Source organism: Catellatospora sp. TT07R-123 (genome assembly GCF_018327705.1).
In the GTDB taxonomy this organism is placed as follows: domain Bacteria; phylum Actinomycetota; class Actinomycetes; order Mycobacteriales; family Micromonosporaceae; genus Catellatospora.
Map to the genome: position 1 here is coordinate 992,614 of NZ_BNEM01000002.1, position 24,460 is coordinate 1,017,073.

Sequence of the window (24,460 nt, forward strand, 5' to 3'; positions counted from 1 at the left end):
CCATCCCGCCCGCGAGGGCCGAAACCCACCCCAAGATCACCCAACTTGCCGGGCAGTCGGGCGTATCTTGACGGTTCACATGCCCGATTGCCCGGCAAGTCGGGTGATCTTGGGGTGGCCCGTGGCCCGTGGCCGGTGGCCGGTGGACGGGGGCGGGCGGTCAGGGGTGGAGTAGGGCGAGGGAGAGTTGCCACAGGCGGGCGGCGTGATCGGGGTCGAGGGCGTACGCGGCCACGCCGCGGCGCACCCCCGGCCGGTGCGGCGCCGCTTCGGCGCAGTCCTCGAAGTAGCGCCCGGTGACGCCCTCGACCAGCGGCGACGCGGCCAGCAGCACCGAGGTCGCGGCGCCCTGCGCGGCATCCTTCCAGGACACGTCGGTGCTGGCGGGGTCGAACGAGGCCGGACTGCGGGAGATGTCGCCGATGTGGCGCGACAGCCCGGTGCCGGTGATGCGGCCGGGGTTCAGCGCGTTGACGGCGATCCGGTCGGGCGCCCAGCGGCGGGCCGCCTCGACGGCGAACAGGATGTTGGCGGTCTTGGACTGGCTGTAGGCGGCCCACGGGTCGTACGGACGGTGCTCGAAGTTGACGTCGTCCCAGCAGATGTCGCCGTTGACGTGGCCGACCGAGCTGACCGAGACGACCCGGGCACCGCGAGCTCGCGCCAGCGCGTCGTGCAGGCCGAGGGCGAGGGCGAGGTGGCCGAGGTGGTTGGTGGCGAACTGCGACTCCCAGCCCTGCCCGGTCCGGGCGAGCGGCGCGGCCATGATCCCGGCGTTGAGCACCAGCATGTGCAGCGGCCCGCACCAGTCCTGCGCGAAGGCGCGGACGCTGTCCTGGTCGGCGAGGTCGAGCCGGGCGGCGCGCACCGTGCCCGGTCCGCCCGCGGGGGCGATCTCGGCGGCGACCCGGTTCCCGCCGTCCGGGTCGCGTACGCCGAGGACGACCTCGGCACCGGCTGCGGCCAGGGCGCGCGCGGTCTCCAGGCCGATGCCGGAGGCTCCGCCGGTGACCACGGCGCGCCTGCCGGACAGGTCGACGCCCGCGAGCACGTCGGCGGCGGTGCTCTGCGCGCCGAAGGGGGTGGTGATGAGGTGGCGTGCCATGTCGTCCTCCAGGTGGGCGGCCCCGGGCCGGTTGCCGTAGGCTCGTATCCGGAACTGGTTCCGGTTTCATCCGACAGTAACCGGAACTGGTTCCGGATACCAGACGGCACCTGGAAGGACCCGCCTTGGCCCCCACCGCCGACGACGGCGCGGCACCCTCGCGCAGGCCGCTGCGCGCCGACGCTCAGCGCAACGAGGACCGCCTGCTCCAGGCCGCGGCGGCCGCCTTCGCCCGCGACGGCGCGGACGCCTCGGTCAAGGACATCGCCCGCGCCGCCGGAGTCGGCGTGGGCACCCTCTACCGCCGGTTCCCGTCCAAGGAACTGCTGATCGAGGCGACCTACCGGCACGAGGTGCAGGCGCTGTGCGCGGCCGCCGCCGAGCTGGCGGCCACGCTGGCGCCGATGCCCGCCCTGCGCACCTGGATGGAGCGGTTCATCGGCTTCATGGCCACCAAGCACGGCATGGCCGACGCCCTGCGCGTCGTGCTGACCGACGACAGCGAGCGGCGGCAGACCCGGGCCGAGCTCGCCGAGGCGATCGGTGTGCTGCTGGCGGCCGGGACGCGGGCAGGCACCACCCGTACGCAGGTCGACGCCGAGGACGTGCTGATGGCGCTCGGCGGGATCTCGCTCATCGCCGGCCAGGAGCACCGGCCCGCCCTGGCCACCCGGCTGGTCGACCTGCTCCTGCACGGCATCGCGGCCAGGTGACCCGGCGGGCCCGGCCCCCAGGTGGCACAGTGGGCCCATGCAGGTACGCATCATCGGCACCGCGCTGCCCGGCACCCGCTTCGGCGAGCACGGCGACGTCCGGGTCGGCGTGCAGCGCGGGCGCGAGGTCGTCGACGCGATCCCCGCCGACGCCGCGTCCGTGCGGTTCGACCTCGACGTCACCGTGGTCGACACCGCCACCGGCCCCGACTTCCGCGGCCCCTACGTGCACGGCCGCCGTGGCGAGCGCTTCCTGTATCTGGTCTGGACACACGGGTCACCGCACGGCCCGGTCGGGTTCCGGCGGGCGAAGTTGCAGCTGGCGCCGGTCGCCGCGCTCGCCTTCGCGCAGCCGTACGACCGCACCCTGGTCACCGGCGCCCTCCCGCTGACCGGGGGCGACGGCGGACCGGTCTGCGCCAGCGTCCGTCCGCCGTGGATCGAGTGGACGGCCGCCACGGCGTGAAACACCGCCCCGGCGCGGTTGAAGCCGGCACCGGTGGGTATCCGGACCTCGTCGGGCCGTCAGCGGTCCGGCACGACGAGGAGGTCCGCTCATGGCTAGAAGCACGAACGGAGTGCCCGCTGCGGCGGGCCAGGTGAAGCAGACGCTGGCCGAGACCGGCCGCGCCGTCGCCGACCAGGCGGGCGAGGTCAAGCAGGCGCTGGCCGACTCGGGTCGTGCGGTCGCCGCGCAGGCCGGGGAGGTCAGGCAGGCCCTGGTCGACTCCGGCCGCACCGTCGCCGCGTCGGCCGGCGAGGTCAGGGAGCAGGTCGCCGCGACCGCCGCGCTGGCCAAGGACCGGGCGGGCGAGGTCGTCCACGTCCTGGCCGACCGGGTGCCCAGCGACCGCCGGCAGTGGGAGTCGATGGGCCGCGGCCTGCGCGACAGCATCCGGAACAACCCCGCCCCGTGGGTCGCCGGCGCCGCCGTCATCGGCGTCGTGTGGTGGCTCGGCCGCCGGTCGAAGTAGTCACCCGCGCGCGGCACCCGTCGGGCACCGGCCGCCGGACATCCCGGGCGGCCGGTGCCCGGCGCGCATCCGGGTGCCCGGCGCGGTCAGGACGGGACCGGGCCGAGCCGGGCCAGCAGCTTCTCCACCCGTTCGGTGCCCGGCTGGTGGCCGGTCTCGGCGTGCAGCCGCCGCGCCGCCAGCGCGCAGTCCAGGGCGCACGTGAGGTCGCCGGCGCGCCGCTCGGCCACCGCGCGGGCCGTCAACGCCCGCCCCTCCAGCACCCGGTAGCCGCAGCCCTGCGCGATCGACAGCGCCGCGTGGCACCACGACAGTGCCGCGGCCTCGTCGAGCTCGGCGAGGCTGACGGTGACATCGGCCTCGATGTACCGGTCACCCGCCGTACGGGCCAGTGACAGGGCCCGTACCAGCGCGCGGGTGTCCTGCTCGACGATGCCGAGGGCGTGCAGGGCGCTGGCCTCCAGCCGCGGCTCGGCGGGCTCGCGCGCCATGGCGAGGGCCTGCTGCGCGAGCCGCACCGCCTGCGGCCGGTCGCCGCGGTCGCCGTGGACCCGGGCCAGCAGGCACAGTGCCGTCCCCCGGCCCCGGCTGCCCGTCTGCTCGTGCAGCCGCAGCGCGTCGGTCGCCGTCCGCAGGGCCTCCTCCGAGTGCCCGAGCAGGTGCAGGACCTGGGCCAGGTTGGACAGCACGAGCGCCCGGCTGGCGGCCGAGCCGGCCTGGTGCGACAGCGCGGCGTGGTAATGCTCGGCGGCCTGCCCGAGCCGCCCGAGGTCGCAGCAGACCATGCCGAGGTTGTTGTGGTTGACCGCCACCCCGGCGTCCCGGCCGGCGCGCCGGTTGATCGCGAGCGCCTCCTCCAGGATGTGCAGGGCGTCGTGCGGCCGGCCCGACATGCGGTACACCGGACCGAGGTTGCCCAGCGCCGCGGCCTGCCCCTCGGGCCAGTCCGCGCGGTGTGCGCAGGCCAGCGCCCGCTCGTACTCGTCGATCGCCCCGGCGAACCGCTCCCGCCGCCAGTGCAGCGCGCCGAGGCTGAGCCGGGCCGCCACCTCGGCCCGCCGATGCCCGTCGGCCTGGGCCGCGGCGAGGCCGACCGTGGCCACCTCGGCCCATTCGGCGGTGTGCATGCCCAGCCAGAGGTAGCCGCGCAGGCCGTCGGCCAGCGACCAGGCGCTGGCGTGCAGACCGGCGTCGGCGGCGTGGCGCACGGAGGTGACCAGGTCGTGGCGCTGCGCGTCGAGCCAGGCGCGGGCCTCCACGTGCGAGGCGAACCGCTGCGGCGCCCGCGCGGGTGCCGGGGCCGGTGGCAGGCGCAGCACCTGCGGATACAGCTGGTCGGCCGCCGCGTGCAGGCTCGACAGGTACCAGTCGAACAGGTCGGCCCGCACCTGCCGGTTGTCGTCGGCACCGACCAGCTGCGTCGCGTACAGGCCGAGCAGGTCGTGCACGGTGAACCGGCCGGGCGCCCGCTCGAACACCAGGTGCGCGTCGGCCAGCCCGGACAGCATCGGCGCCGCCTCGCCGGGCGGGCAGCGCAGCATCGCCGCGGCCGAGTCCGCCGTCACGTCGCACCCGGGCACCAGCCCGAACAGGCGGAACAGACGGCGCAGCGGGGTCGGCAGGGCCCGGTAGGAGACGGCGAAGGCGTGGCGTACGGCGAGCTGCTCGTCCTCGGCCACGGCCAGGATCGTCAGCGGGTCGCCGTCGCGCAGCCGCGCCAGGTAGCCGTCGACGGTCTCCTGCGGCCGGCCGAGCAGGTCGGCCGCCGCGATGCGCAGTGCCAGGGGCAGCCGGGCGCACGCCCGGCCCAGCCGGGTGATCGCGGGGCGCTGCCCGGCGCTGCGCTCGGCTCCCAGCACCCGGGTGAGCAGCCGGTCTGCCTCCTCCGGGGACAGCACGTCCAGCGACAGCCGCTGCGCGTCGTGCCGGGCGACGAGCCCGTCGAGCCGGTTGCGGCTGGTCACGATCACCAGGCAGTCGGCGCCGCCGGGCAGCAGGTGCCGGACGTGCGCGGTGTCGCGGGCGTTGTCGAGCAGGATGAGCACCCGCCGGTGCGCGAGCACGCTGCGGAACAGGGCCGCCGCCTCGTCGAGGTCGTCGGGTATCCGCCCGGCGGGCACGCCCAGGGCGCGCAGGCAGCGGGACAGGGCTTCGGCGGTCGGCATCGGGCTGGTGGGCGAGAAGCCGCCCAGGTCGACGAAGAGCTGGCCGCCGCCGAACAGGTGCCGCACCCGGTGGGCCCAGCGGACGGCCAGGGCCGTCTTGCCCACCCCGGCGGTGCCGACGACCGCGACGACCGCGGTGGCGTTGCTGTCGCGGGCCCGGTCGAGCATCGTGCCCAGGGCGGACAGCTCCGGTTCCCGGCCGCTGAAGCTGGACAGGTCGGCCGGCAGCTGGGCCGGGCCGGACGGCTCGGCGGGCGGCGCGGCGGGGACGGCGGGCGGTCGGGCGCTGGTGGGCAGGCCCTGCCGCAGCACCAGCAGGTGGGTCTCGGTCAGCTGCGTGCCCGGTTCGACGCCCAGCTCGTCGGCCAGGCGGCGGCGGGTCTGCTCGTACACCCGCAGCGCCTGCGCCTGGTCGCCCGACCGCACCAGCGCGGTCATCAGCTGCGCCGCCAGCCGCTCCCGCCACGGGTTCTCGGCCGCGAGGTCGCGCATCGGCCCGATCAGGGCCGCGTGCCGGCCCAGCGCGAGCTCGGCCTCGAACAGGTCCTCGTACGCGGCGAGCCGCTCGTCCTGCAGGCCGGCCGCGGCCGGACCGACGAACGCGGCGGCGGCTCCGGACAGCGCGGGCCCGCGCCACAGGCCCAGGGCCTGCCGCAGCAGCGCCGCCGCCGGCTCGGCCGCACCGGCCGCGGCGTGTTCGCGGGCGTCGGCGGCCAGGGCGGTGAAAGCCAGCACGTCCAGGTCGCCGTCGGCCACCGCGAGCCGGTATCCCCCGGCGCCCGACGCGATCGGCTCACCCGCCCCTGCCCCGCGGGCCAGCTGGCGCAGCCGGGAGACGCACACCTGGACCTGCGTGCGGGCCCGGGCCGGGGCGGCCCCGCCCCACAGCGCCTCCTCCAGCTGCTCGCTGGAGACCGTCACGTTCGCGTTGAGCAGCAGGTAGGCCAGCACGGCCCGCTGCTGGGGGCGGGTGATCGCCAGCGGTTCGCCGTCCACGACAGCTTCGACCGGGCCGAGCAGACGCCATTGCATGCAGCCCCCATGCGGATCAGTACACCTTGATCACCGTGACCGTCCACATTGACGCATTGACAAGTGTACCCACCTGGGCAGGTCGGCTAGCCGACGGCTAGCCGCCGCCAAGCCGGGCCGCGCAGCCTCTAGATGAACCGGGCGCCCGACCCGGACAAGGAGTCTCCATGAGAACGCTCATCCGCGCCGCCGTCGCCGCGCTGGCGCTGACCGCGGCGATCGCGACCGCGGGCGCGGCGCACGCCCAACCCGGCTCCGCCGACGGCACGCCCCGGCTCGACGCGCGGGCGGCCGCCGCGGCGACCGGCAAGATCGGCATCAACTCGACCTGGTACACCGGCACCGTCAACGCGGGCGGGTCGCAGACCTGGGTCTGGTACAACGCCCCGGCCGACGTCGCGTACGTCGTCGGCTACACCCCGTCCGGCGCCAGCACCTCGGCGGCCTGCCAGTTCCAGACCACCGACAGCCGGTACCTGCAGGTGTGGGGCGGCGAGCGCCGGTTCCAGTTCACGCTGCAGAACACGGGTTCGATCGCCTGCGCCGCGACGGTGCTGCTGTCCGGCCTGTCGTCGTGGACGATCAACTCGACCGGAGGCGTCGCCCCCGGCGGCACCCAGACCCACCTGTGGACCAACCTCCCGGCCGGCCTGACCTACGTGGCCGGGTTCAAGCCCACGGGCTCCACCAGCAGTGCGGCGTGCCAGTGGCAGGTGGTGCGCAGCTGGTACGTCCAGTCCGGCGCCGCCCGCCAGTTCTGGTTCACCATCAAGAACGTCGGCGCCGTCACCTGCCAGGCCGACATCCAGCTGGCGACCGTCAGCGGCGGCTCGACCGTCAGCACCGGCACCCTGGCGCCCGGCGCCTCGGTGGGCTGGCTCTGGTATTCCAACATCGGCAACTACACCCACGCCATCGGCCTCGCGTCCAGCACCTCGGGCTGCCAGCTGGAGACCACCCGCCTGGACTACCGCCAGATCATCGAGAGCAACGGCTCGGCCTCGCGGCAGATCCTCTTCTACGTGAAGAACGTGGGGTCGACGACCTGCTCCGGATCGATCTACCTACCGGTGATCGCGGCCTGAGCAAGCCCCGGACCGGCGCATCCCGGATGCGCGTCCGCTGATCGGTGCCGCCGTGCCACACGGCGGCACCGATCCGTGCGCCGCCCCGTTTCCGGCACCGGCGCGGCGGGCATAGGCGGCTCAACGAAGAGCCGATGAGGAGGGACGCCATGACGCAGACCGAGTGGACCGCCGACAGCCGCGCCACCGGGCAGGTCGTCATCGCCACATACGACGACTACCCCGCCGCCGAGCGGGCCGTGGACCACCTGTCCGACCAGGGGTTCCCGGTGGAGCGCACCGCCATCGCCGGGCGCGGGCTGAGCCTGGTCGAGCAGGTCACCGGGCGGCTGACCATGGGCCGGGCCGCCCTCCAGGCGGCGGTGTCCGGTGCGGTGATGGGCGCGCTGCTGGCCTGGCTGTTCGGCTTCTTCAACTGGGTGAGCCCGCTGGTGTCGCTGCTGCTGCTGGTGCTGTACGGCATCCTGTTCGGCGCCGTCGCCGGCGCCCTGATGGGCCTGGCCGGGCACGCCCTGTCCGGCGGCCGCCGCGACTTCGCGTCGGTGTCGGCGATGCAGGCCGAGCGCTACCAGATCCTGGTCGAGGCCGACGCCGCCGACGAGGCCATGCGCCTGCTGGAGGCGGCCGGGCTCGCCGGCCGGGCGTAGCGACACCGGGCGTGGCGACCGGACCGGGTACGGCGGGCCAGCCGGGCCGCAGGTCGTACCCGGTCCAAAGTGCAAGTTTTAGGCATGAGCATGCAATAACTCCACTTGCCGATGCCAGATTTCGATATAGGTATTCAATGATCCGGTTAAGCTCTGCTATACAGCCGGAGTGGATATTGCTTTCGCGTTCGATGAGGCGTACGCCGGGCACGCCCGGGTCGCCCTGGAGTCGGTGCTGGACCGCGGAGAGCGCGACGACGTCACGTTCTGGCTGCTGACCACCGACCAGGTGGCCAAGGAGCAGGAACCGTCGCTGCGGCGGCAGCTCGCCGGGCGGGGGCGGCTGCACCTGCTCACCGCCGGCGACGCGTTCCGCTCGCTGCCGGTGGCCGAGCTGGAGGCCATGTCCTGGCTCACTCCCGGCATGTACCTGCGGCTGCTGCTGCCGGACCTCGTCGACGGCCCCGACCGCCTGCTCTACCTGGACGCCGACGTCCACGTCTGCGGCGACCTCGGCCCGCTGTGGCAGGTGCCGCTGGACGGCGTGCCGCTCGCGGCGGTGCGCGACGCGTTCGCCGACCGCTTCGACGCCTTCGGCGGCATCCCCGGGTCAGGCCCGGAGCATCCCGCCGACGCGCCGTACTTCAACTCCGGGGTCATCCTGATCAACCTGCCGCAGTGGCGCGAGCTGGACGTGACCGAGCGCTGCCTGGCCTACCTGGCCGAGAACGGCGACCGGCTGCGCTTCCCCGACCAGGACGCGCTGAACCTGGTCGCGTACGAGCGCTGGCGGCGGCTGCCGCCCCGCTGGAACCACATGTGCAGCTACGAGCTGGAGCCGATGGCGGCGTCCGAGCGCGCCGCGCAGGACGTGCGCATCATGCACTTCGCCGGTCCGCGCAAGCCCTGGACGGAGGGCTTCCGGCCGGGCTTCCGCCAGCAGCGCCACCGCGACCTCGCCGCCCGGGTGGCGGCCTTCGCCTGAGCGGGGGCCGCCCCCGGACGCCTCACGCCGGATAGTCTGTCGACACGCTGACCTCGGCCCACTTCTCGGTCTCCGCCGCGCGGGCCTGCTCGGCGGTGCGGGCCGAGCGCAGCGCGTCGGAGCCCAGCAGCAGCCGCCGCGGCGGCTCCTCGGCGTCGGCGAGGTCGATGAGCACCTGCGCCGCGCGGACCGGGTCGCCCGGCTCGCTGCCCTGGTACTTCTCCCGGAACTTCAGGAACTCCCCCACGGTGGCCTGGTAGTCCGCACCCACCGGCACCGAGGTGCGGCCCGCGCCCGCGCCCCACTTCGTGCGGAACCCGCCCGGCTCCACGATGGTCACCTTCACCCCGAACGGCGCCACCTCCCGGGCCAGCACCTCGGAGAACCCCTCCACCCCGAACTTCGCGGTCTGGTACGCCGCCAGGCCGGGCGAGCCGCCGACCCGGCCGCCGACCGACGAGAACTGCATGACGTGGCCGCGGCGCTGGCGCCGCAGCACCGGCAGCGCCGCCCGGGTCACGTTGACGACGCCGAACAGGTTCGTCTCGATCTGGGCCCGGAACTCGTCGTCGGGCATCTCCTCGATCGACCCGGAGTTGGCGTACCCGGCGTTGTTGACGACGACGTCGAGGCCGCCGAAGGCGTCCACGGCCGCCTGGACCGCAGCGTTGGCGGCCGCCGCGTCGGTCACGTCGAGGGCGACCGCACGCACCCGGTCGCCGTACTCGGTGACGAGCGCGGTGAGCGCGGACGTGTCGCGGGCGGTGGCCACGACGGTGTCGCCGTGCGCCAGCACCGCCTTGGCCAGCTCGTACCCGAAGCCGCTGGAGGTTCCGGTGATCAGCCAGGTCTTGGACATGAGGTGTCTCTCCTTACCGTTGTTTCAGCGCGGGCCGGGCGCGTGCACCCAGGCGGGCACCAGCGCGACCAGGTCCGCGATCAGTTCCTCGCGCGGGCGGGGCTCGGCCAGCCAGGCGGCGACGGCCGCCGCCAGCCCGTGGCCGAGGAAGACCGCCGCGGTCGCGAGTTCGGCGGGCGGGCGCATCGGCGCGAACCCGATCCGCTCGAAGTAGTAGCTGATGTTGTCGGCCAGCTGCTGGCCGAACCGGGCCAGCGCGGCACCGCCGTCGGCCGAGCCGAACACGGCGACGAGCTCGGTCCGCTGCCGTTCGACCTGGTCGACGATGTTGCCCAGGACCAGCCGTGAGGCCTGCTCGCCGCTGGCGGTGTCGCTCAGCCGGACCGCGAGGTCCTGTTCGGGCAGGTCGCGCAGGGCCTGTTCGAGGACGTACACGGCGAGCGCGCCGGTGGTGTCGAAGTGCGCGTAGAACGACGACCGGTTGAGCCCGGCCTCGGCCACGATCGCGCTGACCGTCACCGGGACGCCCGGATCGCGGGCGGTGATCGCCGTGAACGCCCCGGCCAGCCGCGCCCGGGTCCGCACGGCCCGGGGGTCGCTGCTGTGCCCGGAGCCGGACGTGACGACGCTTCCCACCAGGCCAGCCTAGCCAGCTCTCCGCGACTTCGCCAACACTTGTCGGAGAAGTAGCTCACAGCGGAGCTTGCCGGAACGTGACGATTGCTGACTATTACGGACCATTGCTGACAGAATGATGGGGCAGGCATTCGCTGCCACCATGCCGGCGGGTCATCACGGGGGCAGGGGAATGGTCGAAACAGGCCGGGTATCGCCGCCCGACCGCGATCGGGTCGTGGTCGGCTTCGCGCTAGGCGCCCTCGGCTGGCTGATCCTCTACGGCGCGCTCACCTACCTGACGCGGGACTCCCCGGACCTGGCCAAGTTCGTCGGCGAGATCGTCTACCTGGTCCCGATGGTGACCCTGGTCGGACTGAGCGTCTACGCCGCCCGGCGCACCACCGGCCGGATCCGGACCGCATGGCGGCTGCTGGTGGTGGCCAACGTCCTGTGGACGATCGGCGACACCATCTGGGCGGTGTACGTCTACATCTCCCCGACCGGCCCGCCGGTGCCCTCGGCGGCCGACGCCTGCTACATCCTGCGCTACCTGCTGACGCTGCTCGCCATCGTGATCGGGCTCGGGCTGCGCATCCGCGGCATGCTCGACGCCCTGCTGGTGGCCGCCGCGGCGGCCGCGATCGGCTGGCAGGTCATCATCGCGCCGCTGGTGCCGGAGAACTGGAACCCCGCCGCGTTCGTCACCTTCCTGTACCCGGTGTTCTCGGTGATCATCGCCAGCGTGCTGGCGGCCCTGCTGCTGACCGGGTCGCGCCGGGTGCCCGCCTCCATGGTCGTGGTCGGCACGGCGTTCGGGTTCGCCTCGGTGTTCGACGCGGTGTACGCGTACTCCAGCGTGCTGGGCGCGTACACCAGCTCCACCTGGCTCAACGTCGGCTGGCAGGCCGAGGTGCTGCTGCTGTGCGTCGCGGCGCTGATGGCCGCCCGCCGGCGCGACGGCGACGAGCGCCTGCTCCAGCAGGCCCAGGAGGTGTCCTTCCTGCCCGCGCTGGTGGCCGTGGTGATCGTCGGCGGCCTCGTCGTGGCGGACATGATCCTGGTCGGGCAGATCAGCCGGGTGACCCTGTCGGTCGCGATGCTGCTGCTCATGGGCCTGCTGCTACGCCAGATCGCCGCCGCGCGGGACCGGTCCCGGCTGACCGACCAGCTGCGTACCGCCGCCATCACCGACGCGCTGACCGGCCTGTACAACCGGCGCTTCTTCGAGGAGATGCTGGCGGGCGAGATAGCCGCAGGCCGCCGCCACGCCCCGCTGAGCCTCATCCTGATCGACCTCGACCACTTCAAGACCGTCAACGACACCCACGGCCACCCCGTGGGCGACGCGGTGCTGACCGCGGTCGCCGACCGGCTGCGGCGCCCGATCCGGGGCAGCGAGCTGCTCTGCCGCTACGGCGGGGAGGAGTTCGTGTGCCTGCTGCCCCGCACCGACGGGCACGCGGCCGTGGAACTGGCCGAACAGATGCGGGCCGACCTGCGCTCGACCCCGCTGGCGGTTTCCGGCGCCGCCGAGCCGCTGCCGCTGACCGCGTCGTTCGGGGTCGCCTGCGCCGACCCGGCCGACGGCGACGGCCAGCTCCCCCCGGACGGCCTCGTCGACGCCGCCGACCGGGCGCTGTACCGGGCCAAGGCGCTCGGACGCGACCAGGTGATCCTGTGCGGGCGGTCCGGACAGGTCGAGGCGGCTCCGGCGCTCGACCTGCCCGCCGGCCTGGTCTGGCTGGCCGACGAGGCCGACCGCATCCGCGGCGACGACTCCCTGGGCGCGGCGGTGAGCGGATGGGCCTGGCAGACCGCGGCCCGGCTCGGGCTGGACGAGGCGGCCCAGCTGCGCACCGCCGCCGCCGCCCGCCTGTACGGCATCGGCTGCCTCAACCTCGGCTGCGGCCGCCCCCGACCTGACGGGGCGGATCCGGCCCGGCCGGACGGCACCCCGCCCCAGCCCGAAGGCGCCGCCCACCTCGTCGCAGAGCTGTCCCACCGGCCGGACCTGGCACCACTCATCGCCGCCCACCACGAGCACCACGACGGCAGCGGCTACCCGTGCGGGCTCGCCGGGCGGGACATCCCGATCGGCGCGCGGATCATCGCCGTATGCCATGCCTGGGCCGACGCGCGCGGCCCGGCGCTGAGCACCGGCGAGGCCCGCCTGATGCTCGCCACCGGCCGCGGCACCCGGTTCGACCCGGCCGTGCTGGACGCCTTCCTCTCCCTGGTGGACGAAGGCGCGATCACCGGGCCCGAGCCGCGCCGGCGGTCGGCCGGCCAGACCCGGCTCGGCACCGCTCCGGGCTAGCTCGGCTCGGCGCCCAGTCCCATCCTGCCCAGCGTCCACGAGTCGATCTTCTCGTCCTCGGCCAGCGCCAGGACCCGGCCGAGCAGCCGCATCATCCGGTAGTCGACGGACTCGACGGTCCGGAACAGCGCCGGATGGGACTCGTCGCCGAGGCTGTGCGGCACGTCGGCGGGCCGGATGCCGTCACCGATCAGGACGACTTCCGTACCCAGGTGCACCCGGTACACCGCGAGCGAACCGCGGATCACGACCGTGTCCCCGTCCCAGCTGATCCGGTCCGTGGCCCGTTCGGCCAGCACGGCGGTCAGCAGCTCGGCGCGGGCACGGGCCCGGCCCGTCGCGTAGTCGCCGACGCTGCGCCGCCCCGCCCACGCGGCCAGGTCCAGATCGCGCACCGCCTCGGAGAACACCACCGGCGGCACCCCGTCGGCCGCGACGGTCCCGTCACCGGCGCGGAACTCCAGCCGGTCGAAGGACACGTCGCCCGCACCCCAGTAGCCCGTCGTGGTCCCGTGCAGCACGGCGCTGTGCGCCCCGATCTGCCTGACCGCGTACGGCAGCGGGGCGTCGTGCAGCGACCAGCCTCGGGTCGACAGCTCCCGCACGACCGCGGCGCCCGCGATCACCCGGCCGGTGAATCGGGTCGACTGCCCCGCCACCTCCTGCGGGGTCGGCGCGTACCACTCCCGGAACAGCTGCGGGACCGGCTGGCACAACCGGCGCCGGGCCGCCTCGGCCTGCCGGGACGCCAGCTGCCCGGCCGCGGCCAGCGCGGCCGGGTGCGCGGCCGTGACCGCGCCCGCGCCGTCGAGCTCGTCGAGCAGCCCGAACCGCCCGCCCGCGTCCTGCCACACCAGCAGCGGCAGCAGCGCCGCACCGGCCGGGGTGGCCCGCAACCGGGCCAGCTCCGCGGGCGGCAGCGGCACCCCGGTCGTGACGAGGCGGCGCAGCATCCGGCTCAGCCGCGCGGTGTGGCCGCGCAGCAGCTCGTGCTGCTCGCGCAGCGCCGCCACGCCCGGCTCGTCGCGCACGGCCTTCGGCACCGACTTCAGCACCCGGGCGCCCTTGGCGGCGATGATCGCGGGTTCGACGCCGTCGAACCCGACCACGGCCGTGTACGGCCCGGCCGTGAGCACCGGCGCGACCGGGGTCGGCGAGTACGCCTCCCCGGCGGCGTCCAGCGCGGCGGCGTCGGCATACCCGCCGAGCTGGGCCAGATGGTCCAGGGCGACGCTCACCGCGTTCGCGTGCTGGCGGCGCCGGTCCGTCGCGGGCAGCTCCATCCCGTGCCGGTGCAGCTCGCGCAGCGCCACCCAGCGGTCCAGCACCGTCTCACCGTCGGACAGCGGCAGCATGCCGTACGCGGTGATGCCGACCGGCGAGTCCTTGGCCACCCGGGCCATGACCGCGTCGCGGCGCAGGCCCAGCGCCGCCGCGACCACGTCGTTGGGCGCCAGCTTCAGCAGCCGGGCCAGGTCGGCCGCACCCGCCTCGGCCGCCGCCGCGAGGATCGCCGCCCGGTCGTTGCGCACCACCCGGCTCGTCGCCTGGCCGGTCTGGATCAGCCGCAGCAGGCGGTCGGCGCCCGCAAGCCCCAGCAGCGGCAGCAGCACCTGCGCGTCCCCGGCCGCCAGCCGCAGCGTGAACGCCTGCTCCTGCCGCTGCGGCGGCGCGCCGCGCAGATGCTCGACCAGCTCGGCGCGTTCAGCCGGGGTCAGTTCGGCCGCGCCGAGGTACCGGACCACGCGCCAGTTGCCGGTGTAGTCCAGCGCCCGCAGCACGAACCGCAGCCCGCGCGGCTCGGGCATGGACACCACGCGGTCGTAGTCGACGTCCGGTGCGCTGGTGAGCTGCCACAGGTGCTCCTCCCAGGCGGGCCGGAACCGGTCGGAGACGGCCGCGGCGACGGCCGGGGCGTAGTAGCCGAACAGATGATGGACCAGGTCCATGTCTTCGGCGAGATGCGCGACGACCTCGTCGTCCAGCCCGCCTGAGGTGTGCAGCGCCTCCAGCAGCATCGCGCGCGACGGCCTGTCCGTGCGGCCGAACGGCGTGAGCGCGATGGCGCGCAGCAGGCGCCGGTCACCGGCGGTGGCCGCGGCGTCGACCAGCGGGTCCAGCTGGAGCTCGCCGGGATCCCGCAGCCGGAGCAGCCCCAGCACCGCCTGGACCCGGGCCGTGGTCGGCCAGGGGGCGTCGAGCACGTCGGCCAGGTCGGCCGGATCGGTGAGCGGGAACGCCGCGTCGTACAGCCGGTCCAGTTCGGCCTCGTCGGCGTTGGCCAGGCGCCGGGCGACACCCGGATCGCCGAGCAGATGCAGCATGTCCCGGGCCACGGCCCGCAGGGCGTCGTGATCGGCGGCGTCGGCCGCCTTGCGCGCCTGATGGACCAGCGCCATCATCGCCAGCGGGTTGACCGGCGCGTTCCTCGCGTACGCCTGCATGCCCCCGAGCCCGCCTTCCGTCGTCGCCGGAGCAGACCCTACGGGACGGCTGCGACAGGCGGGGCGGGCACGGGACGGGGGCGGATCACGACTGCGGGCTGCGGCCTTCCGACGCGTTGTGCCAGCGTACGGTCACCCGCAAGTGCGAGCGCGCCTCGCTGCGGGTGATGACCGCGCCCGCCTCCACCGCCAGGTCCACGCCGAACTCGACCTCGACCTCGTCGGGCTGGGCCCGGCGCAGCTCGTCGAGCACCGCGCGGGCCGCCTCCGCGATCGGGCCCATGGCCTGCTGCAATGTGGTCGGGAACGCCTGGACGGCGTCGCTGATGCGGCCCGCCTTCACCGGACCGCCGCCGACGGCGGCCGCCTGCCCCGCGCCCTCGACCAGGATCAGACCGCCGCCCGCCAGCGGCACCGCCATCACATCGTCCATCGTGAACTCCCTGCTCCCGTTGTGTGCTCGCGGTTCGCCGCCGCTGCCGTCCGGCATGGACAGCGGGCGCGTACGGCAGTCCATTATGGTGTCCCGGTCGGGACACGGGAGGGTGCCATGGCATTGACGGGGCGGTACTGCCGATGACGGCGCCGGGTGCTTCGATCGACGTGACGCGCGGCGTCGTACAGATCCTGGACGGGCAGGGGCGCACCGCGGGCACCGGGTTCCTCGTCGCCGACGGCCTCCTGGTGACCTGCGCGCACGTGGTGAACCCGGGGCCCGGCGGGCCGCCGACCGGGCCCGTGCTGGTCCGGTTCGCGCACCTGGACGACGAGCCGCGCCGCGCCTGGCCGTTGCCCGCGCACTGGCGCGCCGCCGACGTCGGCGACGTCGCGTTCCTCCAGCTGGCCGACCCGGCCCCGGCGCTGGCCCGGCCGCTGCCGCTGGGGACCTCCGTCAGCGGCGCCCGCCACCCCGTGAAGGCGTTCGGGTTCCCCGCCAACGCCCCCGGCGGCGGCCACTACGGCTACGGCGCCGTCGGCGACCCCGTCCGCGCCGACAACGACGTCGAGCTGCTGCAGCTCACCGACGCCACCGAGATCACGCAGGGGTTCAGCGGCGGGCCGGTGCTCGACGAACGCAGCGGGCTGGTCATCGGCATGGTCGACTCCGTGGCCGTCCCGGACCGCCTCGGCCGCGGCCGCTCCACCGCGTACGTCACCCCCGTACGCACCCTGCGGGCGGTCCATCCGCGACTGGTGCTGTCGGACGTGTGCCCGTACCCGGGACTGCGGCCCTTCACCACCGCCGACGCCGCCTGGTTCCACGGCCGGGACCGGGCCGTGCGCGCCGTCGTGTCCAGCATCGGCCGCCACCGCGGCTTCCTCGCCCTGCTCGGCCCCTCCGGCAGCGGCAAGTCGTCGCTGATCCAGGCCGGTGTCCGCCCGGCGCTGGAACAGAACGCGCTGCCCGGCAGCGACCGCTGGGGCTGGGCCGTCGCCCGGCCCGGCAGCGACCCGGTCACCCAGCTCGCCCAGGCCGGACTGCCCGGAGCCGAGCAGGGACTCGCCGCCGCCGTGCAGCGGTGGCTGTCCGCCCACCCTGAGCACGACCGGCTGGTGCTGGTGCTCGACCAGTTCGAGGAGATCCTGGTCGCCACCCCGCCGCAGCCCCGCGAGCGGCTGCTGCGGGAGCTGGTCGACCTCGTCGCCGACCAGCCCGCCGTCACCGTCGCGATCACCATGCGCGACGACTTCTACAGCCGGCTGGCCGCGCAGGCGCCCGCCCTGATGCCCCTGCTGCAACAGGGCCTGGTCAACATCCCGGCGGTGCTCGAACCGGCCGACCTCGCCGACATCGTCGAACGCCCCGCCGCCTCCGTCGGCCTCACCCTCGAACCCGGCCTCACCCAGCGGATCGTCGCCGACACGACGCAGGTGACCGCACTGAGCGGCGCGGCGGGCGGGGCGTCCGTCACGGTGCTGCCGCTGCTGTCGTCGGCCCTGGCCGAACTGTGGCAGCGCTGCCGCGAGCAGGGCAGGCTCACCCACCGCGCCTACGCCGACCTCGGCGGCGTGGTCGGCTGGCTGGACCGCTGGTGCGACCGGGCGTACGCGGACGTGACAGCGGCCCTCTCCCCCGAGCAGCGGCCGCTGGTGCGCCAGATCCTCACCGCGCTGGTACGGCCCGGCGACGAGTCCGCCAACGTCCCGCCCACCCGGCAGCGGCGCCCCCTGACCCAGCTGCGCGCCGCCGGTTCCGCCCGCCCCGCCGACACCGCCACGGCCGTGGTGGTGGGGCTGCTCGCCGACCGGCGGCTGGTCACCACCGGCCAGGACCCGACCGGCGGCGAACCCGTGGTAGAGCTCGCGCACGAGGCGCTGATCCACGAGTGGGCGCTGCTGCGCCGCTGGCTCGCCGAGGACCACGAGTTCCTGGCCTGGCGGCGGGACCTGGAGGCCGACCACGCCCGCTGGCAGGCCACGGCCGGGCGGCGCGGCGGAGCCGACCCCGACCTGCTGCTGCCCGGCAGCTCCCTGGACGCCGCCCGCCGCTGGCTCGGCCGGCGGCCGACCGAGATCGACCCGGTGCTGACGCGGTTCATCCAGCTCAGCGACAGCGCCCAGCAGCGGCGGCTGACCCGCGACCGGCGCCGGGTGATGGTCCTGGCCGGGCTGCTGGTGCTCGCGGTCGTGCTCGGGTCGTTCGCCTGGATCCAGCAGCGCAACGCCTCGGCCCAGGCGGAGGAGGCACGCCACCAGACCCTGCTGGCCGATTCCCGCTCCCTGGCCGTGCAGGCCGTCGCCGCCGTCGACCACCAACCCGACCTGGCGATGCTGCTCGCCCTCGAAGGCCTGCGCATCGCCCCGAGCCAGGCCGCCTGGGGCGCGCTGGGCACGGCCCTGTCCCGCCCCGTGGCGCCGTCACGGGTCCTGACCGGGCATCAGAAGTTCATCTACGCCGTGGCGACGCATCCCAGTGGGAAGACCGTGGCCAGCTCCGACATGGACGGCGCCGTCCGGCTCTGGGACACCGCGAGCGGCAAGCAGACCGCGCTGATCGACAAGCCCAGAGCCAACCTCGCGCTCGAGTACAGCCCTGACGGCAAGTGGCTCGCCAGCAGCGGCGACGACGGCGTCTGGCTGCGCGACGCGGCCACCGCGAAGCCGGTCGGCAACAGCCTCGGCCGTGGTTACCTGCTGAAGGACTCGTTGGCGTTCAGCCCGGACAGCAGCATGCTCGCCGGGTACGTCGAAGACAGCCAGGCCAAAGGCCACTTCGTGCTCACGGTCTGGCGCACGGCCACCGGGCAGCGTGCGACAGAGCCGATCGACGCCAGGATCGGCGTCATCAGCGAGATCGCGTTCAGCCCCGACGGCAAGCGGCTCGCCGTGGCGGGAGAGACGCTCGCGCGGATCTACGACGTCGCCACCTGGACGATGGTCGACCAGTTCCGGGTCACCGAGCGGATCAACGCGATCGAGTTCAACCGCGACGGCTCCGTGCTGGCCGTCGGCAGCGGCGACGGCAACGTCTACCTGGTCGGTCCTGACCACAGACTCGTCGGCGACACTCTGCGGCTGCCCGTACGCGCCGCGGACATGGTGCTGCGCCCCGGCACGGACGTGCTCCTCATCGCCGACACCGATGGCGAGATACAGCAGTGGGACCTGCGGACCCGGCGAACCACCGGAGCGCGACTGCTCGGGCATAGCGCACGGGTCTCGTCCATGTCCATCAGCCGCGACGGGTCCGTGCTGGCCAGCGGAAGCGACGACAAACAGGTGAGACTGTGGGATCTGAGCAGCCGCCAGCCGCTGGGTGAGGCCCTGGCCGGGACCGACGACTCCGTCAACGGCGTCGCCTTCAGCCCCGATGGTGCGTCGCTGGCCGGAGTCGGGTTCGACGCCTCGATCCGCATCTGGGATGTCGCCACCCGCAAGATATCCGCAGACCCGCTTGTCGTGCCCGGCGAGTCCGTTCAGCCGGGTACTGCCATCACTGACTATGCGCTGAGCGAGGTCAGACTCGGCTCGGACGGCACCGTGTCGACGCGCAGCGGATTCGTGCCGGTCCGACGCTGGGATACCGGCGCTCGCAAGATCATCATGGAGATTCCCCGTAAGACGGCGAAGACGTACGCACTGGCGCTCAGCCCCGACGGCCGCCTGGTCGCGATCACCAACGGCACGGACACCGTCGAGATCTGGAACCTCGTCGACGGCAAGCAGGTCGGTGCACTTCCGGTCGACGGCTCGTCCGCCGTGTTCGGCCCGGATGGAAAGTCTCTGGCAGTCGGACGGCTCGGCGTCGTAGAGCTGTGGAGTGTGCCCGCCGGCGAACTCATCGCACGTGGGGAGCCTAAGGATGCGAAATTCAAATCCGAGCAGCCCCTCGCGGTGAGCCCCGACGGGCAGACCGTCCTCGTCGAGGACACCATCCTCACCGGCACCGTGCAGGCGTGGCGGGTCGACGGCGACGAGCTGACGAGGCAGCCGCTGGCGTACCCCGGCGCGACGCCGGTCAGCGGCGTGTTCAGCCCCGACGGGAGGCTGGCGGCGGTGGGTGACCGGGACAGCACCGTGCAGCTGTTCGACACCGCGACCTGGCTGCCGTTCGCCGCTCCGCTGGATCTGCACCAGGATGAAGTGCGCGATCTCGCGTTCAGCCCCGACGGGAACCTGCTGGCCAGTGCCTCCAGGGACAGCACGATCAGGTTGTGGGCCACTCCGCGCAACTGGGTGGCGCAGGCGTGCGAGCTGGCCGGGCGGAACCTGACCCGCGACGAGTGGGCCCGCTACCACGGCGACAAGCCCTACGTCCGGACCTGCCCGCAGTACCCGTCGGGTTACCAAGCCGACCCGAACGCACCTGCGGGCGCCTACCCCGAGGCGCCGTAGCAACGGTGTCCGGGCACAGCGACGATCCGGGAGCTCAGGGAGTACGGGAGAGCGCGAGCTCGCTGCGGATGGTCTCCAGGAGGCGGCCGATCCAGTTGGCTCCGGCGGCGGTCCAGAAGCCGTCGTCCCCGGACGAGTAGGTGATGCGGCCGTCGCCCGTGGCGAGCAGGATGTCCGCCAGTTCGGGGTGCTGGGTGAGCTTCGCGCGCAGCAGTACGCCCATCACCGCCAGGCGGCGATGGTGCCAGTCGGCCCGCCGGGTCACGCCCTTGGCTGCGGCGCGTGCGGCGGCCGTTCCGTCGGCCCGTGCGATCCGGTCGTGATCGGCCGGGTCGGCGGCCGCCAGCGCGAGGATCGCATGGGTGATGGACGGATACGACGAACCGAAGGCGCTGATCCGAGCCGGATAGTCGGGCGTCAGCGCCTCGACGCCGGGCGGATCGTGCCAACCCCTGGCGTAGGGAACCTGGCTGAGCGCCGCAGTCGGCGACTCCCGCACGTCATCCCACGCGACGATCCGGGATGGGACCGGCTCGGCCAGGGCCTCCGAGTGTTCGACGAGTTCGGCGACGGCGTCTCGGAACTGCCGCTCGGTGATCTCGGGGCCGTCATCCGCGCCGGCAGGCGGCTGGCCGACCTCGCTGATGAACGTCCGGAGCACCCGGTTCCTGGGGTCCAGGTGACTGAGGACGGCACGCCGACGGTGCGCGGGAATGGCCAGGTAGGCCGCCCGCACCGCCAGCCGCGCGTGTTCGCTGCGATCGGCCCGGTACGCGACGATGAGCCTCCGGCAGCGGGCCTTCGAGTCCGGCCGCCCGTTCAGCTGCTCGACCACGTCGAGCAGCTCGCCGTGGAGCATGTCGGCGTCGATGTAGCCCCGCACGTCGGTCGCGCGCCACTCAGCTAGCGCGGGCGCCGACACCCTGGCACCGTCCGAAGGCTGAACGGTGATGGACCCGTCGGCAATCTTGGTCCTGAGCTCTTCGAGTGTCAGCAGTGGACCGCCGCACTCGACAGCGCCGTCGGCGTACACGGCCAGGTTCATCAGGATGTACCTGCCGTCGCCACCGACGAACACCGGACGGACGCGGCCGGGGATCTGCTCCCCGTCCACGGTTCGGTACACCCACCTGTTCGCCACCAGCCCAGACTAGCGACCATGATCGATGTTTTGCTATGAGCCCGAGGGGCGGCCACCCAGCAGCCGGCGCAGGCCGCGCAGGCGGCGGCCGTTGATCAGGTCGAGGATGCCCTGCTGGACGTGCCGTCCGACCGCGCCACGGGTGCCCAGCGCCAGCATCCGCAGCGGCATCTCGTCGAGCATCGCCGCGACCAGGTACGCCATCGGGCTGGTCGGGTCGGCGATGACGGACCGGGACTTGCGGCGGGCGACGTACTGCAACGTGCGGGTCACCACGGAGGACCGCATGTCGGCCAGCGGCGTGTTCAGGGTGAACGCGCCGGGCCGGTCCGCGGTGTTGTCCGGCAGGTCCCGGCCGTACAGGGCGGCGAAGGCGGCACGGTCGAACTGCTGACCTGATGCGGGCAGCGGATAGCTCACCGGCTCGGGCACCGGGTCGCCGCCGGTGACCTCCAGCAGCACGGTGGCACGGATGTCGCGCGAGGACGACCCGGCCCGGATCTCGAACTCCCCCGCCTCGACGGACCAGTCGCCGCGCGCGGTGTCGTAGAACGCGAACGCCCGTCGCGGCAGCACCACGGTGACCTGCTCGGACTGGCCGGGGCGCAGCCGCACCTTGACGAAGCCGGCCAGCTCCTGCCAGGGCCGGAACACGGTGGACGCGCAGTCGTTCACGTACACCTGCACGACCTCGCTGCCCTCGCGCTCGCCGGTGTTGGTGACGGTCACGCTGACCTCGACCGGCTCCCCGGCCTCGACCGCCGCCGCGTTCAGCGTCAGCCCCGAATACGCGAACGTCGTGTACGACAGCCCGTGCCCGAACGGGAACATCACGTCCACGCGCGCGCTGTCGTAGTAGCGGTAGCCGACGTACACGCTCTCGCGGTATTCGGTGACGGCGGGCGCGTCGGGGATGGCGTGGCTGGGGTTGTCCTCCCACCGGTGCGGGAACGTCTCGGCCAGCCGCCCGCCGGGTTCGGCCGCGCCGAACAGCACGTCGGCCACGGCACTGCCGCCGGCCTGCCCGCCGAGGTAGCCCTCGACGACGGCGGGCACCCCGCGCAGCCAGGGCATCTCCACGGGTGCGCCGTTGGCCAGCACCACGACCGCGCGCGAGTTCACCGCCGTGACCGCGTGCACGAGGGCGTCGTGGGCGGCGGGCAGGGCCAGGTGCGTGCGGTCCAGGCCCTCGGTCTCGTACCCCTCGGTCAGGCCGACGAAGACCAGCACCGTGTCGGCGTCGCGGGCGGTCACCCGGGCCTGCGCCAGCAGCTCCTCGTCGACGTCGCCGCGGTCGCGGTGGTAGCCGGGGGCGTAGGCGACCTGCTCGCCGACCAGCTCGCAGATCCGGGTGTACGCGTCGTCGACCCGGTGCGGGTTGATCCCGGCGCTGCCCGCGCCCTGGAACCGGGGCTGTCTGGCGAACGCGCCGACGACCGCGATCCGGCCCGTGCCCGGGGCCAGCGGCAGCAGGCCGCCCTCGTTCTTCAGCAGCACGGTGCCCTCGGCGGCGGCCCGGCGGGCCAGGGCGTGGTGGGCGTCGCGGTCGTAGCCGTGACCGCCCGCGCGGATCTGCCCGGTGCGCTCGATCAGGGTCAGCACCCGGGCGGCGGCCCGGTCCAAAACCTCCTCGGGCAGGCTGCCGTCGGCGAGCGCGGCGAGGATGAGCTGGTCGTTGTGGCCGCCGTAGCCGGGCATCTCGACGTCCAGGCCCACGGCCAGGCCGGGGACCCGCTCGTCGACGGCGCCCCAGTCGGACACCACGACGCCGTCGAAGCCCCAGCGCCGCCGCAGCACCTCGGTGAGCAGCCACTCATGCTGGCTGCAGTGCACGCCGTTGAGCCGGTTGTAGGCGCACATCACCGTCCACGGACCCGCCGCGACGGCGGTCTCGAACGCGGCCAGGTAGATCTCGTGCAGGGCCCGCTCGTCGACGGCGGCGTCGATGTTGAACCGGCGCCGCTCCTGGTTGTTGGCGGCGAAGTGCTTGAGCGAGGCGCCGACGCCCCGGCTCTGCACGCCGCGGATCCAGGCGGCACCGAGGGTGCCCGCCAGCAGCGGGTCCTCGGAGAAGTACTCGAAGTTGCGGCCGCACAGGGGGCTGCGCTTGATGTTGACGCCGGGGCCGAGCAGCACGCTGACGCCGCCCGCCCTCGCCTCGTCGCCGAGGGCGCGGCCGATCTGCTCGACCAGGTCGGGGTCCCAGGTCGCGGCCAGGGCCGAGGACGTCGGGAAGCAGGTCGCGGGCTCGCTCTTGCCGTCGACGTCGCTGCCGTCGTGCTCCTTGCGCAGGCCGTACGGCCCGTCGGCGACCATGATCGGCGGGACGTCCAGGCGGGGCACGCCGTACAGGTGCCAGAAGTCGCTGCCCGCGCAGAGCGCGGCCTTCTCGGCCGGGGTCATCCGCGCCACCAGGTCGGTGATGCGGGGCTCGAACCGCTCGGCGGTGAGCTCGGGCGTCTCGGTGCTCACGCGGCCACCGGCGCGGCCGCGTCGGCGGTGGCGGTCATGGCCTGCGACAGGGTGTGCAGCAGCGCGGCCAGGTGCTCGCGCTCGGCGCCGGGCAGCGGCAGCTCGGTGACGCTGGCGTCGATCCGCGCGGCGATGCGCTCATGCAGCTGGCGGCCGCGCGGGGCCAGGAAGGCGCGGATGCGGCGCCGGTCGGCCGGGTCGATGCGCCGGTAGACCAGGCCGAGCTCGACGAGCTGGTCCACCACCTTGGTCAGGGTGCCCGGGGGCAGGAAGGAGCGGTCGGCGACCTCGGTCATCGGGTGGCCGCCGCCCTCGGCGAGCAGGTGCAGCACCCGCCACGCCTCGGCTGAGCAGCCCTCTTCGCGCAGGATGCCCGCCACGCGCCGCGACAGCAGCCGTTCGGCCTGGGTCAGCAGCTGCATCAGGTCGGCAGCGGTGCCCGTCGGCAGCACAGACATGGCCCTCCTCCTCGGCTGGAACAGCGAACGTACCCCGGTCGCCGTCAAGTGTGTAGCCCCCGTGCCTGCTGCGAAAGCGTTCCGCCGATCGCTCCGGCCAGGGCCGGGCGAGATGAGACTGCGCAAGTTCGAGGAGAACTTGCACCAGCGCTCGCCGGAAGGCGGGGGCGGTGAGTTCGACCCGGTTGTGCAAGAAGCCGATCAGACCCTCGCCGCAGAAAGCGCGCAGCGCGCTGGGGGTCAAACGCAACGAGCCATACGGTGACAGCCAGCGCCTGAGGCGCCACGCCTACAGTTCGACCACTCGAACGGCCCAACGGGCCGGTCGGCGTTCCGAAGCGTCCATGCGATCGTCGCGCCGACCGGGTAGTCGTACGGCGAGAATGCCACTCATTCGGTACACAACGGTAGCCTACAGATCAAAAGCGAAAGAACAGAAAGCACAAACCTACTAATCCTGCTGCTATAGCGGCGAAGTGCAGCATGGCTCGCTTTGCGTGTCGCACCCCTGCCACACGATCAGTTGCTGTGGCCGGCAAGGATGCCGTGCGCCGACGAAGCGGGAGGAAGGAGAGTGTGGCAACGCCAATTACGGCAATGATCAACAGC

The 24,460-nt window shown here is 73.8% G+C and carries 17 protein-coding genes; 8 read left to right on the plus strand and 9 right to left on the minus strand.

From position 1 onward, the window contains the following. Positions 1–160 precede the first annotated feature (160 nt). Positions 161–1,105, minus strand: coding sequence for an SDR family NAD(P)-dependent oxidoreductase (locus Cs7R123_RS24645; RefSeq protein WP_212830091.1), 945 nt, complete (start codon positions 1,103–1,105; stop codon positions 161–163). A 125-nt stretch (positions 1,106–1,230) separates the two neighbouring features. Between Cs7R123_RS24645 and Cs7R123_RS24650 the strand changes: the two genes are divergently transcribed. The 3 genes from Cs7R123_RS24650 to Cs7R123_RS24660 all read left to right on the plus strand — a co-directional run bounded on the left by Cs7R123_RS24650 (position 1,231) and on the right by Cs7R123_RS24660 (position 2,792). Next, positions 1,231–1,818 (plus strand): TetR/AcrR family transcriptional regulator, encoded by a 588-nt coding sequence (locus Cs7R123_RS24650; protein WP_244872110.1) that lies wholly within the window; start codon positions 1,231–1,233, stop codon positions 1,816–1,818. A 37-nt stretch (positions 1,819–1,855) separates the two neighbouring features. Then, entirely contained in the window at positions 1,856–2,284 is a 429-nt protein-coding gene (locus tag Cs7R123_RS24655) for a DUF5990 family protein (protein WP_212830092.1), read from the plus strand. A gap of 91 nt (positions 2,285–2,375) precedes the next feature. After that, positions 2,376–2,792 (plus strand): hypothetical protein, encoded by a 417-nt coding sequence (locus Cs7R123_RS24660; RefSeq protein WP_212830093.1) that lies wholly within the window; start codon positions 2,376–2,378, stop codon positions 2,790–2,792. Positions 2,793–2,878: 86 nt separating this feature from the next. Here the strand turns inward: Cs7R123_RS24660 and Cs7R123_RS24665 are convergent, their stop codons facing one another. Then, positions 2,879–5,989, minus strand: coding sequence for a BTAD domain-containing putative transcriptional regulator (locus Cs7R123_RS24665; protein ID WP_212830094.1), 3,111 nt, complete (start codon positions 5,987–5,989; stop codon positions 2,879–2,881). Positions 5,990–6,156: 167 nt separating this feature from the next. On the opposite strand from Cs7R123_RS24665, the gene Cs7R123_RS24670 reads away from it, so the two are divergent. The 3 genes from Cs7R123_RS24670 to Cs7R123_RS24680 all read left to right on the plus strand — a co-directional run bounded on the left by Cs7R123_RS24670 (position 6,157) and on the right by Cs7R123_RS24680 (position 8,706). Continuing rightward, positions 6,157–7,074 carry a hypothetical protein gene (locus Cs7R123_RS24670; RefSeq protein WP_212830095.1) on the plus strand — a complete coding sequence of 306 codons (918 nt, stop codon included), beginning with the start codon at positions 6,157–6,159 and terminating at the stop codon, positions 7,072–7,074. A gap of 149 nt (positions 7,075–7,223) precedes the next feature. After that, entirely contained in the window at positions 7,224–7,721 is a 498-nt protein-coding gene (locus Cs7R123_RS24675; RefSeq protein ID WP_212830096.1) for a general stress protein, read from the plus strand. A 169-nt stretch (positions 7,722–7,890) separates the two neighbouring features. Beyond that, positions 7,891–8,706: a glycosyltransferase family 8 protein gene (locus Cs7R123_RS24680; RefSeq protein WP_212830097.1), complete on the plus strand. Its 816-nt coding sequence runs from the start codon at positions 7,891–7,893 to the stop codon at positions 8,704–8,706. Positions 8,707–8,728: 22 nt separating this feature from the next. Here Cs7R123_RS24680 and Cs7R123_RS24685 read toward each other — a convergent pair whose 3' ends face one another. Together Cs7R123_RS24685 and Cs7R123_RS24690 are read right to left on the minus strand one after the other, a co-directional pair. Continuing rightward, entirely contained in the window at positions 8,729–9,565 is an 837-nt protein-coding gene (locus Cs7R123_RS24685; protein ID WP_212830098.1) for an oxidoreductase, read from the minus strand. 24 nt (positions 9,566–9,589) lie between these two features. Beyond that, complete coding sequence (locus tag Cs7R123_RS24690) at positions 9,590–10,201, minus strand: TetR/AcrR family transcriptional regulator (protein ID WP_212830099.1); 612 nt, start codon at positions 10,199–10,201, stop codon at positions 9,590–9,592. A gap of 217 nt (positions 10,202–10,418) precedes the next feature. Here Cs7R123_RS24690 and Cs7R123_RS24695 point away from each other — a divergent pair, with 217 nt between their 5' ends. Beyond that, positions 10,419–12,500, plus strand: coding sequence for a diguanylate cyclase (locus Cs7R123_RS24695; RefSeq protein ID WP_212830100.1), 2,082 nt, complete (start codon positions 10,419–10,421; stop codon positions 12,498–12,500). On the opposite strand, the gene Cs7R123_RS24700 is transcribed toward Cs7R123_RS24695, so the two are convergent. Further along, the gene (locus Cs7R123_RS24700) at positions 12,497–14,944 is read right to left on the minus strand and encodes a DUF4132 domain-containing protein (RefSeq protein WP_212830101.1); all 2,448 of its coding nucleotides are present in this window, start codon (positions 14,942–14,944) and stop codon (positions 12,497–12,499) included. The genes Cs7R123_RS24695 and Cs7R123_RS24700 overlap by 4 nt on opposite strands. Before the next feature lie 85 nt (positions 14,945–15,029). Next, positions 15,030–15,377 (minus strand): CU044_2847 family protein, encoded by a 348-nt coding sequence (locus Cs7R123_RS24705; protein WP_212830102.1) that lies wholly within the window; start codon positions 15,375–15,377, stop codon positions 15,030–15,032. 143 nt (positions 15,378–15,520) lie between these two features. Between Cs7R123_RS24705 and Cs7R123_RS24710 the strand changes: the two genes are divergently transcribed. Beyond that, entirely contained in the window at positions 15,521–19,780 is a 4,260-nt protein-coding gene (locus Cs7R123_RS24710; RefSeq protein WP_212830103.1) for a trypsin-like peptidase domain-containing protein, read from the plus strand. 34 nt (positions 19,781–19,814) lie between these two features. Here the strand turns inward: Cs7R123_RS24710 and Cs7R123_RS24715 are convergent, their stop codons facing one another. The 3 genes from Cs7R123_RS24715 to Cs7R123_RS40845 are packed head-to-tail and all read right to left on the minus strand — an operon-like array spanning position 19,815 to position 23,851. Further along, positions 19,815–20,894 carry an NADAR family protein gene (locus Cs7R123_RS24715; protein WP_212830104.1) on the minus strand — a complete coding sequence of 360 codons (1,080 nt, stop codon included), beginning with the start codon at positions 20,892–20,894 and terminating at the stop codon, positions 19,815–19,817. A 60-nt stretch (positions 20,895–20,954) separates the two neighbouring features. Further along, the gene (locus Cs7R123_RS24720; protein WP_212830105.1) at positions 20,955–23,393 is read right to left on the minus strand and encodes a glycoside hydrolase family 3 C-terminal domain-containing protein; all 2,439 of its coding nucleotides are present in this window, start codon (positions 23,391–23,393) and stop codon (positions 20,955–20,957) included. After that, positions 23,390–23,851 carry a MarR family winged helix-turn-helix transcriptional regulator gene (locus Cs7R123_RS40845; RefSeq protein WP_212830106.1) on the minus strand — a complete coding sequence of 154 codons (462 nt, stop codon included), beginning with the start codon at positions 23,849–23,851 and terminating at the stop codon, positions 23,390–23,392. Before Cs7R123_RS40845 ends, Cs7R123_RS24720 begins: the two co-directional genes overlap by 4 nt. Positions 23,852–24,460 lie beyond the last annotated feature (609 nt).